Below are 17,130 nucleotides of genomic sequence, written 5' to 3' on the forward strand. Positions count from 1 at the left end.
CCTGTACCCCGCCACCCCGCTGGGGGGTACCCCTCGATCCCTCCCGAATCTCGGGTTTCGGTTCACAATTCTGCGCTCGGTACTGTGACTCCATGCTTCGTCTGGTGTTGACGCGATGAGTCACGGCCACGGCCACGGTCACACCGGCCCGGTTCCCGTCGGTCCCGCCGCCGCCCGCGTGGTGATCGGCCTCCTCACAGCGATCGGCGTCGTCGTGCTCGTCGGCCTGGTGGCACTGTGGCCCAGCAAGCACAGCGTCGAGATCCCCCTCCCGTTCCAGACTTCCGGTGGCGGCGCCGTCGTCACCGAGGCGGGCACGGTGGTCGAATCGAGTTTCGGCCCGTGCGGAAGCCCGTCGATCGGGCGATCCTTCACCGGGAATCCCGTTCCCCCACCGAACAATTCGTACGAGTGCCAGCGCAGCGTCATTGCCGTCGAGTCCGGACCCAACGAGGGGACACGGACACTCCTCGAGATCGGCCCCGGCCCGGGCCAACCCGACCTCGCGGCGGGCGAGAAGATCCGCCTCGTACGGCAGACCGACGCGACCGGCGCGACGGCGTACTCGTTCGAGGACTACTCCCGGGGCTGGTCGCTGCTCGCCGTCGTCGGACTGTTCGTGCTCGTCATCGTCGTCGTCGCCCGATGGCGTGGAGTCCGCGCACTGCTCGGCCTGCTGGTCGCGTTCGCAGTGCTCGTCGGATTCATGCTGCCCGCCCTGCTGGACGGCAAGCCGGCCGTACCCGTCGCGCTCGTCGGCGGCGCGGTGATCCTGTACGCGGTCCTCTATCTGGCGCACGGCGTCAGCCTGCGCACCAGTTCGGCGTTGCTCGGAACCATCGCGTCGATGGTCCTCGCCGCTGTCCTGTCGTGGGCGGCGATCGAGCTGACCCACCTCACGGGACTGTCCGAGGAACAGAACACCAACGTCCAGACGTACCTCGGGCACGTGTCGATCACCGGATTGCTGTTGGCCGGCTTCATCATCGGTTCCCTCGGCGTCCTCAACGACGTCACCATCACCCAGGCGTCGTCGGCGTTCGAACTCGCGCACCTCGATCCCGACGCCAACCGCAGGGCCGTGTTCGGCTCTGCGATGCGCGTCGGCCGCGATCACATCGCGAGCACCGTCTACACCCTCGTCCTCGCGTACGCGGGCGGCGCGCTTCCACTGCTGCTGTTGTTCTCTGTGGCGGGCCGTTCGATCACCGACGTCCTCGCCGGTGACGCCGTCGCGATCGAGATCCTGCGGTCGGCGGTCGGCGGGATCGCGCTGGCGCTGTCGGTGCCCCTGACGACGGCGATCGCCGTGGCGCTCGCCCGGCCCCCGCGCGCCGAATCGAGCAACCGCCGGGCACCCGCAGGCCGCCACGCCCGCTGACCACCCACCCGAGTTCCCTAATGTCACATCCGGTCACTTAGTGACCCTCGATGTGACATCAGGGAACCAACGGGGAAGCGGTCACCCGGCGGTGACGACCACCCCTGGTGCGCGCATTCGGGCGAACCACGGGCGGCTCGCGCGGTCGATCAGACGTGGATCAGCGGACCATGCCCGGCGGCAGCTGGATGTTCGGCGGGACCTCGATGCGGATCGGGTCGGGCAGGTTGAGGAAGCGCGGGCCCGGCGGAGCGGGGGGAACCTGCGGCGACTCCGCGGTCGAATTCGGTGTCTGACCCGTCGTGGCTTCCGCCGAAGCAGGCGCCGGTGTCGTCGTCGGAGTCGGCGCGGGGGTGGTCCTCGACGGCGTGCGGGGCGGGACGGTCACTTCGGCGACGGCGGTCTCGCCGCTCTCGACGGCGCCGCGCTTGTCACCACCGTTTCCGAGCGCCAGTCCGATGCCCGCGACAGCGACCAGGCCGGCGGCGACCGATCCCGCGAGGACCATTTGACGTCGTGACGGTCCACGCCGGGGCGGTGTCGTGGACGCGATGTCGGCCCAGTCCGGTTCGGGCGGAACGACGGCGGGCTCGGGCTGCACGACCGGGGCCATCGTCGTCGCGAGCAGTGCGGCTCCCTGCGCGGCGACCATTTCCGGTTCGGGCGGCAGGATGACGCGGAGCCCGAGCCAGCTCTGCAGCAGATTCGGGACCAGGGGGATGCGGACGCTGCCGCCGAGGAGGACGAGCACGTCGGGTTGACGGCCGGACGCGACGATGACCTCACGGGCGAGGCGCGCGGACGCTTCGACGGGCACTCGGACGAGGGCCTCGAACCGTTCGCGGTTGAGGAGGATGAGTCCGCTCTCACCGGGGACGCACGCGGCGGCACCCGTGGAGAGCTGCTCCTTGGCTTCCCTGCATCGGGCGGTGAACTCGGCTGCGGCCCAGGTGTCGACGGGGCGTGGGAGGCCCCGTTCCCGCAGTTGCTGTTCGGCGACGAGTGCATCGAACTGGTCTCCGCCCGCGACGTCGCTGCGCTGCTGCGCGAGGACGGCATGCGAGTACCGGTCGACGACGGTGACGGTGACGCCGGAACTGCCGAGGTCGTACAGGACGACGGTGTGGTCGGTGGGGGCCAGCTGCCCGACGCTTTCGAGGAGGGTGATGACCGCCGTGGCTTCGGGGACCAGCTGGTAGTTGTGCAGCCGCTGCCTGGCCATCGCGTCGTGCATCGAGTCGGGGTGCACACCGTTGCCGTAGGCGACGCCGGTGGCCCCGATGTCGGCATGGTCCTGGTGTTCGAGGAGGACGCCGATGGACTGCGCTGCGACGTCCTCGGCGGGCCCGGTGACGACTTCGACTGCGCGTCCGCCGAAGCCCGGCAGAACGTCGGTGTCGTGATCGTTTCCGGACAGGGTGGCCATGCGGACAGCACTGGTCCCCACTGACACTCCCAGTACCGCGCTCATCGAGTCGCCCCTATGTCGAGGTGTGCGTGCCCCCGACGGCGCGCACGCGAACGTCGCAGAGTTTATCGAATCGCGATCTTTGCGCCAGAGGCCCATTCGTTCGGCTAAGCGCCCGCCACGCTGGCCGCATGTCCGGTCTGTTTTGCCGAACTGTTGCCAATTGTTCCGCCTCCGAGGGCGACATACGCCCATCCGGCGGCGCGCCAGCGATCGGCATCGAGGCAGCGTCTGCCGTCCACTACGACCCGGGATCGCACCACCTCGTTCAGGTCCGCAGGGTCGAGTGCCTGGAACTCGTCCCATTCGGTGGCGAGCAGGACGGCGTCCGCACCCTCGCATGCCTCGACGGCCGAGGTGGCGTAGGCGAGCGTCGGGAAGAGTCGCCGGGAGTTGTCCATCGCCTTGGGGTCGTACACGGTGACGGTCGCTCCGTGTAGCTGCAGCATGCCCGCGACGTTGAGCGCGGGCGAATCACGGACGTCGTCGGAGTCGGGTTTGAACGCGGCGCCGAGGACGGCGATGGTCGCGCCGAGCAGCGATCCCCCGACGGCGCGGGTCGCGAGCTCGACCATCCTGGTGCGGCGCCGCATGTTGATGCTGTCGACCTCGCGCAGGAACATGAGGGCCTGGTTGGCGCCGAGCTCGCCTGCGCGGGCCATGAACGCGCGGATGTCCTTGGGCAGGCAGCCACCGCCGAACCCGAGCCCGGCGCCGAGGAATCGGCGACCGATCCGGGCGTCGTGACCGAGCGCATCGGCAAGCGCGCCGACGTCGGCGCCCGCCGCTTCGCACACCTCGGAGATGGCGTTGATGAAGGAGATCTTCGTCGCGAGGAACGCGTTGGCGGACACCTTGACGAGTTCCGCGGTGGGAAGGTCGGTGAGCAGGAACGGGACGTCGGCGGCGATGAGGTCCGCGTAGAGGTCGCGGAGCAGCGCTTCGGCACGTCCCGGCCGGGAACGATCGACTCCCACGACGACGCGGTCCGGACGCAGCGTGTCGACGACGGCGTGCCCCTCGCGCAGGAACTCGGGGTTCCACGCGACCTCGACGGCGTCGCCCGCCGGCGCGAGTCTGCTTGCCCGGACGGCGAGTTCGGCCGCGGTGCCCACCGGGACCGTGGACTTGCCGACGATCACGGCGGGCCCGTCGAGCAGTGGGGCGAGGGTGTCGACGACGGAGTGCACGTGCCGCAGATCCGCTCCGTACTCCCCCTTCTTCTGCGGCGTTCCGACCCCGAGGAAGTGCAGATCCGCGAATGCCGCGGCCTCCGGATACGAGGTGGTGAAGCGGAGGCGCCCCGCGTCGAGGTTGCGGCGCAGCGTGTCGACGAGTCCCGGTTCGTAGAACGGCACCTCCCCCGCCGCGAGCTTCGCGATCTTGCCCGCGTCGATGTCGACGCCGAGGACGTCGTGGCCGAGTTCGGCCATGCAGGCGGCGTGGGTGGCGCCGAGGTAGCCGGTTCCGAATACGGTGCAGCGCATGACTTGTTGATACGTCTCGGGGGTGAGCGTGAGTGGTATCCGGCGCGAACGGGGAGTGTACGTGTCACGTCCGTCTCGGTCCGGTCGGCGTGGGCGGCGTCCGAGCCGAACTACTGGTCGGTTACGCTCTCGGCGTCGCACCTGACCGTACGGTCAGGTGACCCGACGACCGTCGAGCACTTCCCAACCCGTGGCGTCCTCTGCCCAGGTGACAGTGCGCCCCGCCGATCTGTGGCCGGGCGCAGCTGTATCCGGCACCGGCATCGCCGCAACCATCCGAGGAAAGCAGTGCCCATGACCGCACCCCGATCGTCATCGAACATCGACCGACGCAGCGACCGCCCGCAACGGCGCGCCGAGCGCCCCACCGAGGAGAAGCGGGAGACCTTCACCGACACCACGCACCAGATGCTGTTCTCCCACTACGTGCCGGACGGACGCTCCAGTCAGTCCTGACCCGCGCCACACCCTGCGGCCGGCCCACCAGCGGCCGAGGCGACGCCGGACCAGACATACGTGAGCTGGTCCGGCGCAACCGAATACGATGCGGCGAGTCGCGGACTCAGTCGGTGGGACTCTTCATGAAGTTCAGGTACGCCTTCGACGGCGTCGGCCCCCGCTGCCCCTGATACTTCGAGCCGACGGTCGAACTGCCGTAGGGATGTTCGGCGGGGCTAGTCAACCGGAACAGGCACAGCTGCCCGATCTTCATGCCCGGCCACAGCGTGATCGGAAGGTTTGCCACGTTCGACAGTTCGAGGGTGATGTGGCCGTTGAAGCCGGGGTCGATGAACCCGGCCGTCGAATGCGTCAGCAGGCCGAGCCGACCGAGGCTCGACTTCCCTTCGAGGCGGCCGGCGAGATCGTCTGGCAACGAGCAGAACTCCAACGTCGATCCGAGAACGAACTCCCCCGGATGCAGAACGAACGGCTCCCCCTCCGCTGGCTCCACCAGGCTCGTCAGCTCGTCCTGCTGCTTCGCCGGATCGATGTGCGTGTACCGCGTGTTGTTGAAGACACGGAACAGGCGATCCAACCGCACGTCCACACTCGACGGCTGCACCATCGAATCGTCGAACGGATCGATCCCGAGGCGGCCGGAAGAGACGGATGAACGGATGTCACGGTCGGAGAGAAGCACGAACAAGAGGGTAACCGCACAAGGTCGAAGCGGTCTGCTAGAGTTGCCGCTCGCAGGGTGTTACACCGCCGATTCGGCGGAAAAGCCCAGCGTGCCGATGTAGTTCAATGGTAGAACATCAGCTTCCCAAGCTGAATACGCGGGTTCGATTCCCGTCATCGGCTCAGCAGAGATGAAAGCCCCGGCCAGGTCGTTTTCTGGTCGGGGCATTCGTAATTCCAGGGCTTCCACCCCGGCCCCACCCCGGCGCTAGCCGAACTCACGCGCCGAGCCCTCGTGCTCGCACTCGCCGACCTGGACGACACCCGGCTACGCGAGGTCGCGCGATGGTGCGCGATGGTGCGCGACCCGAGCGTACGAGTTCGCCGGCCTTCCTGACCGACCTTGGAGCGCTGTTTGGCGGTCGTGGACACCGCGAGCACCCGAACGTACTGAGTGGGGTCCAACCCCAGCAACCCACCGCGCGAACGCGATCCTCCCGCCGCTCCTTCCCGGAGAGCACCACCTCGAGCAGCGCCGGATCCCCCATCCGCGGCCCGGCCGCCGCGGCCACCCGCACCGTGTGCCGCAACCGATCCATCAGGACCGAGTCCAGCGGATGCTCCCCGGCAGCGCGTTCGAGCCACACCTCGAGATCCTGCCGAGCCGGTGTCTCGGGTCGGTCGTCATCGAGCGGATCCACAAGTGCGCCAGCGGGCCAGGGGTCCGGGCGCGGCCTATTCGCCATTCAGTGTCGGCCAACCACGACAATCCATGGCCGACTTCTGTCGGGGCGTTTTCGAGGACGATGTCACAACCACGCGTCGAGCGGTGTCTTCATGTCGACGGACAACCCGGGAAACAGAACCCCGGCCGTCGACGATCTCCAGGAGGACACGATGAGCACACCAACCCGCATCCCGCCGACCGAGCTCACCGGCCTCTTCGGCGCGATCGTGAAGATCGCATCCCGACGGATGCTTGGCCAGGTCCCGGACTCGTTGGGCGTGCTCGCCCACCATCCGGCGCTCATGCGAGCGTCTTTGGGCATCGGCCGCAAGATCGAGGCGCTGGACGAGCTCGACCGCAATCTCGCAAGCTCTGCCGTGATGTCGACGGCCGCCTACATCGGCTGCAGCTGGTGCCTCGACTTCAACTACTACAAAGCTCACAACGACGGGCTCGACGAGGCGAAAGCCAGGCAGGTGCCGAACTGGCGCGAAGCGTCGGTGTTCACGCCGGTCGAACGCCACGTCATGGAATACGCCGAGGCGATGAGCCAGACACCGCCTACCGTCACCGACGAGTTGTCGGCCGCACTCCTCACCGAACTCGGCCCCGCCGCGCTGATCGAGCTCACCGCCAAAGTCGCCTTCATGAACATGAGTTCACGCATGAACGTCGCCCTCGGCATCCACTCGGAAGGCTACGCCGACACGTGTCAGCTCCCGCCTCTGGAGACCCGGGCGACCGCGGCCGGGCCTGCGTCGACGTCTGCCCCCGAGCCGCAGCCGCCGGATACCACGTTCAAGGCCGTAGGCTCGACGTCATGACCGACGACGCGTTCGTCACCCACCGCCCCCTGCTCTTCACCGTCGCCTACGAACTGCTCGGATCCGCGGCCGACGCGGAGGACGTGCTGCAGGAGTCGTGGTTACGGTGGAATGCCGTCGACCACACAGGGATACGCGACGAACGCGCCTACCTCGTGCGGGTCGTCACCCGCCAGGCACTGAACCAACTACGCACGATGTCGCGTCGACGCGAGTCGTATGTCGGGCAGTGGCTGCCCGAGCCACTGCTCACGAGCCCGGATGTCGCAGACGACATCGAACTCGCCGAGAATGTGTCGATCGCAATGCTCACGGTGCTCGAGACACTCGGGCCGACCGAACGCGCAGTGTTCGTTCTGCGCGAGGTGTTCGACGTGCCCTACGACGAGATCGCCGCCGCGGTCGGCAAGACCACGGCCGCCGTTCGCCAGATCACCCACCGCGCACAGGAACACGTCGCCGCGCGGCGACCGCGGGTGACGGCAGATCGAGCCGAACAGGAGGCGGTCGTCGCCCGTTTCGTCGCTGCGGTGAACTCGGGCGACCTGCAGGGCCTGATGGATGTGCTCGCACCCGATGTGGTGTCGGTCGCCGACGGCGGCGGCTTCGTGCGCGGCGCGGCTCGCCACCCGATCGTGGGCGCCGACAAGATCAGCCGCTACCTGCTCGGTGGCCTCGCGAAGCTCGGCCTGCCGTTCCAGGCGCAGCCCACGTGGGTGAATGGCCATCCGGCGATCCGGGGCGAGATCGACGGCGCACTCGCTGGCGCGATCAGCTTCGAGATCGAGGACGGACGGATCACCCGCATCTTCTCGATCGCGAACCCGTACAAGCTCAGCCGACTGGACGAGGAGGCGGAGCTGGCACGGTAGCGCAACTCGGCCGAAGTGTGATCTGGAGATGGGAAATGCGTCACCGCATCCGGGTGAGCTGCCCTCCGGGCCGGGGTGTCGTCGGCATGGCTGCCATTGAACCCCGACCCCGACCGCGATCCGACGCCGGCGGGGGCTAGCTCATGATCCACCGACGGAGCCGAGTGCAAGGCCGACGAGGGAGACGAGGAAGCAGGTCACCGGGTCGTAGTCGAAGGGGTCATCCAGGTCATCGGGGTTCGGCATTCGAAACCACTCCTCTGTGACGTCGGTACACGAACGACAAACGGGCCGCTTCAGCCGGATGATTCGGTGGGAACGACCTATTCGGTCACGTTCGTCGCCCGCTGGGGGCGGAATCGTCAGGAGCAGATCGCCTCGATCGCGGTCCCGAACGTCTCGTGGAGGACGTTGCGCTCGAGTTTGAGCGTCGGTGTCAGCTCACCGGTCTCGATGGGTCCGACCATGGCAGACACCACGGACGGTTCGATGGCGACCGGACCCACCGGCCTGCTGCAACCCGTACCACTAATCCGCTCTCACACGTCTGGTGTCGTATGCCCACATCGCGATCTCGACGCGGTTGCGGGCGCCGAGCTTGGTCATCAACGATGCGACGTGGGACTTGACCGTGCTCAGGCCGACGAAGAGCTCGGTAGCGATCTCGGCGTTGGTCCGTCCCCGTGCCACCAGCGCGAGCACCTCCTTCTCGCGCTCGGTGAGCGGGGCGATGGGCTGGACCGGTACCACGGGCGCCTGGCCGGCGAAGGCCGCCAGCAGCCGGCGGGTGACGTTGGGGGCGATCAGCGCGTCCCCGTTGGCCGCCGCGTGGATGGCCTGCACCAGGAGCTCCGGCCCGGCGTCTTTGAGCAGGAAGCCGCGGGCGCCGGCGCGTAGGGCGCCGAGCACGTACTCGTCGAGGTCGAAGGTGGTGATCACGACGACCGCCATCGGGTCCGTCACGTCTGGCCCGGCCAGGCGCCGCGTCACCTCGACGCCGTCGAGCCCGGGCATCCGGATGTCGACGAGGAGGACATCGGGACGCAGCCTGGTCACCAGGTCGAGCGCCGCGAGCCCGTCTGCTGCCTCCCCCACGACCTCGAGGTCGGGTTGTGCGCCGAGGATCATCACCAGTCCGGTCCGGACCAAGTCCTGGTCGTCGGCGACGACAACACGGATGCTCATGCCAGCGCCTCCACAGGCAGCACGGCCTCGACCACCCAGCCACCCTCGGGACCCGGCCCCGCGGAGAGCGATCCGCCGAGGAGCTGGGCGCGTTCAGCCATGCCCAGCAGGCCGAACCCGGGCTCCGGGGCGGGCCCCGGCTCGGTCTGTCCGTCGTCACTGACACGCAGCCTGACGGTGTCGCCGTCCCGGCGTACGTCGATCCCGATGCGGGTCGCGCTCCGGGCGTGCCGTACGGCGTTGGTCAGTGATTCCTGCGCGAGCCGGTAGAGCGCGGTGTCCACGGGTCGTGCCAGCCGGGTCAACGAACCGTGCAGCGAGACCTCGACGGTGGGCGTCGCGTCGGCGCGCGCCAGAGCAGGCAGGTCCGCGACCCCCTGCTGCGGTGAGTAGGCGACGGCTTCCTCCTCACGCAGCACCCGCACCATGGATCTCATCTCCGCCAGGGCGCGCGACGCCTCCGACTCGATCACGGCCAGGACCTCGGCAGCCTTCTCGGGCTGGATGCCGGCGACCACGCGACCGGCCTGCGCCTGCACCGCGATGGCCGAGACGTGGTGGGCCACTGTGTCGTGGAGCTCGCGCGCCAACGCCACCCGCTCCTGGTCACGGATCTCGCGCTGTTGGCGACGCCAGAGGTCCGCGCGGTAGCGGAACACCGCCGCGAGGGCGACGACCAACAGCAAGAGGACGCTTCCGCCGAAAAGGTCGGCCCAGCCCGCGGAGGAGGCGTACATCCCCAGCGCGACGACGACCGTCACAAACGCCGTCCCCCAGACCATCTCCCGTCCCGAGCCCCACCGCACCAGGGAGTAGAGCAGGATCAGGACGGCCATCATGGAGAAGAGGCCGAGGTCCCCGGCGTGCTCGGTCAGCTGGAGGATCGAGAGCAGCCCGGCGATGCCCCACCCGACCAGGGCGGCCACCAGGGGGCGCCCCCGCCGCCAGAGCAGGGCAGGCACCAGCGCCAGGGCGAGCACCGTCACAAGGGGTCGCCAGGCCAAGCCCGGTCGAACGATGACCTCGACCAAGGAGGCGGCCGCGAACACGCCCACCAGCAGCCAGTCGAGACGACCGATGGGGGCGGCGTCAGCAGGCCGCGGCTCATTCCAGAGGGAGCGCCCGAGACTGACCACGGCTCCAGCCTAGGGGTCGGCGCGCCTCGGCGTACCCGCCGAAAGTACGAGTAAGAGACCGTTCCATCGGCCAGGCGAACTCCGGCCTCCGGGCCAATGTGCTCGTCGCCGGGCTCAGCGATCGTGGACCTATCGATCCCCACCACAACAAACGGAGCCCATGATGAGAACACCTCAAGCCGCCGCCACCCTGGAAGACCCGCCGATCCCGGTGCGGGCCAAGCTCGTCGCCGCGTGGACAAGCGTGATGTTCCTTTACGCCTACGTGGACATCATCGCCTTCTTCAAGCCCGGCGTCGTCGAGGACATTCTTGTCGGCAAGGTCTTCGAGTTCGACGTCACCCAGACGCTGTTGACCACCTTCCTCGTGCTCATGGCGATCCCGATCGCAATGGTCCTGCTGTCGATGACGCTGCCCGCCCGGGCGAACCGCATCACGAACCTCGTCGTGGCTTCGGTGCAGATCCCCTACGCGGCATTCAACGTGGTGGGCGATTCCTCCTGGGCGTACTTCTACGGCCTTGGCGTTGCGCTGGAAGTGATCATTCTCGTCCTCATCCTGCGGTGGGCCTGGACCTGGCCCAGCACCGCGCCGTCGGCGACCACGGCGACCAGCTCGGACCGTGAAACCGCTCGCGCCCAACAGCAAGCGTGAACCCAAGAGCAGTCCCCGTCCTGTTCGGAGCCATCTGCCCTCGGTGTCGCGGCGTGGGCCATATACGAGGGCCGGGGCGGTGGATCGACGATCAACCGCCCCGTCGCCGCGATCCGCGAGTTCGCGCACCATCGGCGCGAACCGGTCGAGCTCCGTCGCCATCCAAGCCAGTTGTGTGTGATCCGAAGCCACCTTCACGGCGTCGAATCCGAGCGCGACAGCGGTCGGTTCGGCGCGCGGCCGTACCGCTCGTACTCGGACCGCAGGGCGTCGAGTGCACCCGGGGACGCGAGCACGTAACGGTATTCGCTGTCACCCAGGTAGAGCGGGTCCTCGACGAGCCAGGACTCGGTGCGCAGCACAGGCTTGTTGATCTTCCGGGTGGCCGTCACCGGGATGGCCGTGGCGATCCGCACGATCCGCGGGGCCCACTTGGTCCCGAGGTCGGGCTGCTCCGCCACGAAACGCCCGAACGCCTCCGGGTCGAAGGCCGCGCCGTCGCCCATCTGGATCGTGGCCATCACCCGGTCCCCGGTACGCGGGTCGGGCACCGGATAGACCGCCACCAGCCGGACACCGGGGAAGCGGGCCAGGATCCGCTCGACCGGCGCCGCGGAGAAGTTCTCGCTGTCGACGCGGATGCGGTCACCGGAGCGGCCGGCGAAGTAGAAGAAGCCGTCCGCATCACGGTATCCGAGATCGCCCGACCGATAGGTGCCGCCGTCGATCCGCTCCGCGGTCGCCGAATCGTTCCGGTAGTACCCCTCGAACATGGCAGCGCCGGTCGTGTTCACGATCTCGCCGATCGCCTCACCTGCGTTGAGCAGCGCACCCTTGTCGTCGAACACGGCACGGGGGCACTGCTTCCCGTTCTCGTCGTGGATCTCGACGCTCATCCCATCCGGTGCCCTGCCCAGCGAGTGCGGCGGCGAGTCCGGGGTCAGGCCGATCACCACCGCACCCTCGCTCGAGCCGTAGCTCTCGATCGGGCGGACCCCGTAGCGTCGTTCGAACTCGTCCCGGTCGCGTGGCGCGGCCTCGGTGCCGAAGACCACCCGCAGGTTCGTGTCCCGTTCCAGGGGCGATTCGGGCGCGGTGAGGAGGTAGGCCAGGGATCGCCCGACGTAGTTGAAGAAGGTCACCCCGTACCGCCGGACGTCGGGCAGGAATCCCGAGACCGAGAACTTGCGCCGCATCGTGTAGGTGGCGCCGCTGAACACCGACGGCGCCCAGCACGCCATGATCGCGTTGCCGTGGAAGAGCGGCATCGCGTTGTACGTCACGTCCGCGCGGGTCAGCGAGCAGTAGTTGATCGCACCCAGCGCCGCGAGGCGGCCCGTCGTGCAGATCACCGCCTTGGGCGCACCGGTGGAACCGGAGGTGAAGGTCAGCAGCAGGCGAGTCGCGGGGTCGCTCGCCTCGGGGATGATCGTGATCGGTTCCGCCGCAGCGGATTCGACCCTCTCAAGCCACTCGTCGCCCTCGACGAGCAGCACCCGGTCGGCGTCGACCGCCGTGTCAAGGCCCTCGAGCAGGGCGAGTCCGGCCCGGTCGGTGAGGATGAGGTCGCAGTCGACCCCACGGATGTCCGCAGCGAGTTCGGCGCCGCGGCGGGTCGGGTTGATCCCGATCAGGGTGGCGCCCGCCAGCGCGGAGGCCCCGATCAGGAAGATGTACTCGGGAACGTTCTCCAGCAGCACACCGACGTGGAAGGGCCGGTCGGGCAGCCGCAGCGCGGACAGCACAGACGCACGGGCGGCACATTCGCGCACCACCCCACGCCAGGTCCAGCGGGAGTCCTCGAACAACAGTCCGGGATGGTCGTCCTCCACGCGCATGAGCAACAGGTCGGCGAAGGTCAGCCGCCGATCGGCGACCTCGGCGGGGGTGAGCCGGGGAACCTCATGTCCGGCAACAGATTCTGCGGGCACGTCATCTTCTTTCGTATTCCATCGGGGCGCGGGACGCCGGACTTCGGGCTGGGCTACGTCGCGCCGGAGTCAGCCCGGCCGAGGGACTGCTCACGCATCGCGACCTTGCGGACCTTGCCGGCGACCGTCCGATCGAGGTTGTCGCCAAACACCGGGGCGTCCCACACCCCCGACGCGTAGCTGGGTTCCGGTCTGGTCGTTGCGATCCCGCTCACTGCGCCCTCACTTCCCATGCACGGACATGCACTCGGCCACCCGGAGGATGCTAGGACGTGGGCGCGCGGACGAGATCGATGTACTCCTGGGGGAGCTCGTCGAAGGACAGCTTGGTGATGCTCACCGGTCCGGACGCGTACGAATCCTCACCCTCGATCTTGCCGTTCTCGTCCACCGGCCACAGGAGCAGCTGCCGGAACACGATGAGGTAGTCCGCGGACTCGTCGTCGACCGGGAATCCGAGCCGCGCGGCGTAGGTACCGGGGTAGATCTGCTTCAGGTAGCCCTCGGTGACCAGGCAGTGATCGTCGACGATCAGCCGGTCGAGCGCGTATTCGAGGACGTTGCTGCGCGATTCGACGAAGGCGGTGTAGTAGGCCCGCACCCCCTCGGTGGTCTTCGGGCCGACGTCCTGGCCGTTGTTCCAGAAGTGGTAGTCCGGGTTGGGGCTCAGCGTTGCCATGAGGCGGTCGAGGTCCGGGGCCGCCTCGGCATACATGTGCTCGAGAACGACGCTCAGGACCAGGCGGTGCCGCTCGTTGGTGGTGACGGCGAGACGCTCCTCGAGCAGCTCCCAGGTGCGGTTCGAATCGATGACGGCCATCGGATGTTCCTCTCGGTCGTGGATCACACTTCGTGACACATCGTGATCCACGCCACACCCGGATGTCATCCGACGCCCGTCGGTAGATCGGGAGACCGGGCCCGACTCCCGTCGGATGGTCCGTCAGGAGTCCAGGAACGCGTCGGACGCCGCCAGTTCCGCCGAGGACAGCGACATCCTGCGGAGCAGCAGCGCCAGGGTCGCCATGAACCGGTCCGTCGAGCGCTCGAGGTCCCAGCCCATCTCCTTCTCGATGTGCGCGAGCCGGGAGGCGACCGTGCTGTGGTGCACGTGCAGTTCCGTCGCGGTCCGCCGGAGCGAGCCGAACACGCAGAACGCCTCCAGCGTCGTGACGTCCTGCGCACCGGCCTCGGAGACCGCAAAGGCGTTGAGCCGCGCCACGCCCCGGTCGTTGAGTAGGCGCTCGAGGGGGATCTCGGCCAGGAGTTCGAGCGAGCCGAGGAACCCGAATGCCACCGCCCGTCGTCCGTACACGGTCGAGGAGGCGAAGCGCAGCGCACGCCGCGCCTGGTCCCACGACGCCGGTGCCGCGTAGATGCTCGTGCGTTCGCCGATCCCCACCCACGGACCACGGTCGCGGCCGGCTCCCGGCCCGGGCGGGTACGCGGCGACGATCGCCTCGTGCAGGTCGTCGGCGAGCCGCCTGCTGTCGAGGTCCTCCTGCACCAGCATCGCGGTCAGGTTCCCGACCGCGACCGACCGCACGATCCGTCCGGGACACGAACGTGAAATCAGTTCCGCCGCCGAGCTGTTGGCAGTCGCGGATACCGCGAGCACGCGAACGTACTGGGTGGGGTCCAAGCCGAGCAGCCCCACGGCGCGGATGCGGTCCTCCCGCCGCTCCTTCCCGGAGAGCACCACCTCGAGCAGTGCCGGATCACCCATCTGCGGCTCGGCCGCCGCACCCGGCCGCATCGCGGCCACCCGCAGCGTGTGCCGCAAACGGTCCATCAGGACCGAGTCCAGCGGATGCTCCCCGCCCGCCCGTTCGAGCCACACCTCGAGATCCTGCCGAGTCGACGCCTCGGGGCGATCGTCCTCCAGCGGATCCCCGAGCGCCCCATACCGGATGGCGGTGCCCGCCCGCCATCGGACGCCGACCGGGCACTCGGCGAGCAGCGCCGCGGACCGGACGACGGTGTCCGCGTTCGCGGCGGATTCCCCCAGTTCGTCGAAATAGGAGATGATCCGCAGCACCGAGACCGAATCGGACCCCAATCCGGACATCCGCAGTCGCTCAAAGCTCACGGAACCATCTTCTCTCATCGACTCCACCTGCCGCCCTGGCATCGGCCGACCGGAAATTCGAGTACCGCACTACGCGTTCCCTCCCAACCCCGCCCTTGGAGAATTCCTGATCACAGGCGTACGGGACCGACGCCCGAACGCCACCGCCAGTGACAAGGAGTGAACTGCCATGACCGCACCAGGATTCGTGGAGTCGAGGAATGGAACTGCGAGTTCGCGAATACCCAATGCACCAGGGACAGACGACCGGGACAGCGCGCCGCTGGTCACCTATGGATGCCGGATCAAGCTACTTCCGTCTCGTCTTCACGAGAAAGCCAGCGCATTCGCCGCCCGGGTCAACCCTGCCAACGCGCCCCTGCGCCCTCTCGTCGCCGTACCTCCCGGCGTCCTCGAACCACAGGCGCTGACCATTCTCACGAGCAAGTACTGGGGTGCATCACCCCGCGTGCTGTCCGTCAGCTTCACGGAATCGGCACCCGACGATCTGAAGGCACGAATCGTCAGCAACATGAACGCATGGAGCTCGCGGATCTGCATCTCGTTCGCCCTGACCAACGGAACCGGCGACGTCAGGATTTCGCGTTCCGAAGATGGATATTGGTCCTACCTCGGCACTGATATCAGCCTGATTCCGCTCGATCGGCCAACGATGAGCCTGCAGAACTTCACCATGGCAATCGACGAATCGGAGTATCGGCGGGTGGTTCGGCACGAGACGGGGCACACGCTCGGCTTCCCGCACGAACACATGCGACGGGAACTCGTGCAGCAGATCGATCCGGCGAAGGCATACGACTACTTCTGGCGAACCCAGCGATGGTCCCCCGACGTCGTGGACGCACAGGTGCTCACCCCACTCGAGGACGACGCCATCATGGGCACGCCGGCCGACGAGGACTCGATCATGTGTTACCAGTTGCCCGGCACGATCACGCACACCGGCGAGCCCATCCGCGGCGGAACAGACATCAACAATTCCGACTACGACTTCGCCGGATCGCTCTACCCGCCCACCGATCAGGCTCCGTCACCACGACGCGCCTCATTCGAGGATGACTGGGGTCCCGCCCAGGACGTCGACCTCCCATCGTGAACGACGGTCCCTGAGCCCTCGGTGACTCGCCACATCGAAGTCCGGCCGGTGGCCGGACGGATGCCGACGAGGGTCCCTCCTGTTGGTGGGTTCCCTTCCTACCGCGCTCCTCGGATCGAGGTCTGATCCGGGCTGACTCTGTCCGACAAGCGAGGGGGCCCCTACATTTTCGTGGGGCCTCCCTATTTCGGTTCTGCCAGCTGACCGCTACGCCATGGCGACGAAGCGCATGTCCATCCAGTGAATCCAGCTGCCAGATTCGTCCTGCCGCTACCATCGCGCAGTCATGGATGACTTGTCCTCGGACGGCCAGAGGGTGCTGCGCATCCCGTCGCCCAGGAACGTCCACGATCCGTCGGCGTTCAGGTTCGCGGTCATCCTCCCGTACGCGCCGGAGCCGTCGAACGCCCGCATGGCGTACGTGTCGGTCACGGCGTCGTGCTCACCGATCAGCTCTAGGGCATGCACGTGGTCGTCGCCCATCCTGACGTCAACACGATGGACGATCCAGCGCCCACCTGGCATCCACTCGTACTCGTCGGTGCCGTCGATTGTCGCGACAGGCTCCCCTTGCTCGTCCAACACAGTGCCCGACGTCCTCCACCGTCCGACGATGGTCTCGAACGCGCGCATGTTGTCTGCAGTGGCTGTCATACAGGTCCTCTCGTGGTCAAACGCGGTCGCACACCGCCGACCTCCCGGAACCACACTCTTCCTGGTCGGTCCAGTGGCGGCGACCTCCCCGCCAGTTCGCACGACGATCGGCGACTCCCTCAGATAGACCGGCCGGCGATCGAACACTCATCGGTCCGGACTCTGCTTTCACTCGACGCCCAATGAACTGATCCTCTACTGACTGGGGTTGCTGCCTGCGGGGCGAGACACAGAAACCTCAGCTAGTCCCTTCAATGGATGATTGAAGGAGTGCCAGGTCGAAGCAGTCCCGTTCAGGGAACGTCATAGTTGACGGACACTTGGCCTCCCGGTGGGAATCCGATCCGGACCAGACGCCGTCATCGCCTGGACCCGACACCTTTCAGACGTGCCCTAGATGTACCCGGCCAGGACGTTGGTAGCAGGCGTGTCGGCTTGATGCGAAGAGAACCTCCGAGTGGGGTGTGGCTTGTCTAAGGCCCACATCCGCTCGGAGGTTCTCG

Annotated in this window: 16 protein-coding genes and 1 tRNA gene; 7 read left to right on the plus strand and 10 right to left on the minus strand. The window is 67.8% G+C overall.

The features are described 5' to 3' along the window. Positions 1–115 precede the first annotated feature (115 nt). Positions 116–1,381, plus strand: coding sequence for a YibE/F family protein (locus FFS72_RS25620; protein WP_137876586.1), 1,266 nt, complete (start codon positions 116–118; stop codon positions 1,379–1,381). A gap of 160 nt (positions 1,382–1,541) precedes the next feature. On the opposite strand, the gene FFS72_RS25625 is transcribed toward FFS72_RS25620, so the two are convergent. After that, complete coding sequence (locus FFS72_RS25625) at positions 1,542–3,044, minus strand: DUF7159 family protein (RefSeq protein WP_137876587.1); 1,503 nt, start codon at positions 3,042–3,044, stop codon at positions 1,542–1,544. Continuing rightward, positions 2,957–4,336, minus strand: coding sequence for a UDP-glucose dehydrogenase family protein (locus FFS72_RS25630; protein ID WP_137876588.1), 1,380 nt, complete (start codon positions 4,334–4,336; stop codon positions 2,957–2,959). The genes FFS72_RS25625 and FFS72_RS25630 overlap by 88 nt, the downstream gene beginning before the upstream one ends. A 294-nt stretch (positions 4,337–4,630) precedes the next feature. Between FFS72_RS25630 and FFS72_RS26625 the strand changes: the two genes are divergently transcribed. Continuing rightward, positions 4,631–4,792 carry a hypothetical protein gene (locus FFS72_RS26625; RefSeq protein ID WP_171018831.1) on the plus strand — a complete coding sequence of 54 codons (162 nt, stop codon included), beginning with the start codon at positions 4,631–4,633 and terminating at the stop codon, positions 4,790–4,792. 106 nt (positions 4,793–4,898) lie between these two features. Here the strand turns inward: FFS72_RS26625 and dcd are convergent, their stop codons facing one another. Beyond that, on the minus strand, positions 4,899–5,477 hold the full coding sequence (dcd, locus tag FFS72_RS25635) for a dCTP deaminase (RefSeq protein WP_050065798.1): 579 nt from the start codon (positions 5,475–5,477) through the stop codon (positions 4,899–4,901). Between the two features lie 93 nt (positions 5,478–5,570). Here dcd and FFS72_RS25640 point away from each other — a divergent pair. The 3 genes from FFS72_RS25640 (at position 5,571) to FFS72_RS25655 (ending at position 7,881) form a co-directional block, all read left to right on the plus strand. Continuing rightward, positions 5,571–5,641 (plus strand) — tRNA-Gly (locus FFS72_RS25640). A gap of 654 nt (positions 5,642–6,295) precedes the next feature. After that, positions 6,296–7,009: a carboxymuconolactone decarboxylase family protein gene (locus FFS72_RS25650; RefSeq protein ID WP_349304007.1), complete on the plus strand. Its 714-nt coding sequence runs from the start codon at positions 6,296–6,298 to the stop codon at positions 7,007–7,009. Then, positions 7,006–7,881 (plus strand): RNA polymerase sigma-70 factor, encoded by an 876-nt coding sequence (locus FFS72_RS25655; RefSeq protein ID WP_137876590.1) that lies wholly within the window; start codon positions 7,006–7,008, stop codon positions 7,879–7,881. Before FFS72_RS25650 ends, FFS72_RS25655 begins: the two co-directional genes overlap by 4 nt. A gap of 528 nt (positions 7,882–8,409) precedes the next feature. On the opposite strand, the gene FFS72_RS25660 is transcribed toward FFS72_RS25655, so the two are convergent. Both FFS72_RS25660 and FFS72_RS25665 read right to left on the minus strand, forming a co-directional pair. After that, positions 8,410–9,066, minus strand: a complete 657-nt coding sequence (locus FFS72_RS25660; RefSeq protein ID WP_137876591.1) for a response regulator — start codon at positions 9,064–9,066, stop codon at positions 8,410–8,412. After that, the gene (locus tag FFS72_RS25665) at positions 9,063–10,202 is read right to left on the minus strand and encodes a sensor histidine kinase (RefSeq protein ID WP_137876592.1); all 1,140 of its coding nucleotides are present in this window, start codon (positions 10,200–10,202) and stop codon (positions 9,063–9,065) included. Before FFS72_RS25665 ends, FFS72_RS25660 begins: the two co-directional genes overlap by 4 nt. Before the next feature lie 163 nt (positions 10,203–10,365). On the opposite strand from FFS72_RS25665, the gene FFS72_RS25670 reads away from it, so the two are divergent. After that, a complete protein-coding gene (locus FFS72_RS25670) occupies positions 10,366–10,857 on the plus strand; it encodes a DUF6326 family protein (protein WP_137876593.1) in 492 nt (163 codons plus the stop codon). A gap of 194 nt (positions 10,858–11,051) precedes the next feature. Here the strand turns inward: FFS72_RS25670 and FFS72_RS25675 are convergent, their stop codons facing one another. The 4 genes from FFS72_RS25675 to FFS72_RS25685 all read right to left on the minus strand — a co-directional run bounded on the left by FFS72_RS25675 (position 11,052) and on the right by FFS72_RS25685 (position 14,856). Beyond that, on the minus strand, positions 11,052–12,788 hold the full coding sequence (locus tag FFS72_RS25675) for an AMP-binding protein (RefSeq protein ID WP_249353536.1): 1,737 nt from the start codon (positions 12,786–12,788) through the stop codon (positions 11,052–11,054). Positions 12,789–12,841: 53 nt separating this feature from the next. Further along, positions 12,842–13,003 carry a hypothetical protein gene (locus FFS72_RS26630; protein ID WP_171018832.1) on the minus strand — a complete coding sequence of 54 codons (162 nt, stop codon included), beginning with the start codon at positions 13,001–13,003 and terminating at the stop codon, positions 12,842–12,844. A gap of 50 nt (positions 13,004–13,053) precedes the next feature. After that, entirely contained in the window at positions 13,054–13,608 is a 555-nt protein-coding gene (locus tag FFS72_RS25680) for a nuclear transport factor 2 family protein (RefSeq protein WP_137876594.1), read from the minus strand. A gap of 123 nt (positions 13,609–13,731) precedes the next feature. Next, on the minus strand, positions 13,732–14,856 hold the full coding sequence (locus FFS72_RS25685) for a PucR family transcriptional regulator (RefSeq protein ID WP_171018833.1): 1,125 nt from the start codon (positions 14,854–14,856) through the stop codon (positions 13,732–13,734). A gap of 190 nt (positions 14,857–15,046) precedes the next feature. Between FFS72_RS25685 and FFS72_RS27030 the strand changes: the two genes are divergently transcribed. After that, on the plus strand, positions 15,047–15,973 hold the full coding sequence (locus tag FFS72_RS27030) for a M12 family metallopeptidase (RefSeq protein WP_137876596.1): 927 nt from the start codon (positions 15,047–15,049) through the stop codon (positions 15,971–15,973). Positions 15,974–16,243: 270 nt separating this feature from the next. On the opposite strand, the gene FFS72_RS25695 is transcribed toward FFS72_RS27030, so the two are convergent. After that, positions 16,244–16,627, minus strand: coding sequence for a DUF1579 family protein (locus FFS72_RS25695; RefSeq protein ID WP_137876597.1), 384 nt, complete (start codon positions 16,625–16,627; stop codon positions 16,244–16,246). Positions 16,628–17,130: the final 503 nt, after the last annotated feature.

This window comes from Rhodococcus sp. Q, assembly GCF_005503035.1.
In the GTDB taxonomy this organism is placed as follows: Bacteria; Actinomycetota; Actinomycetes; order Mycobacteriales; family Mycobacteriaceae; genus Rhodococcus_G.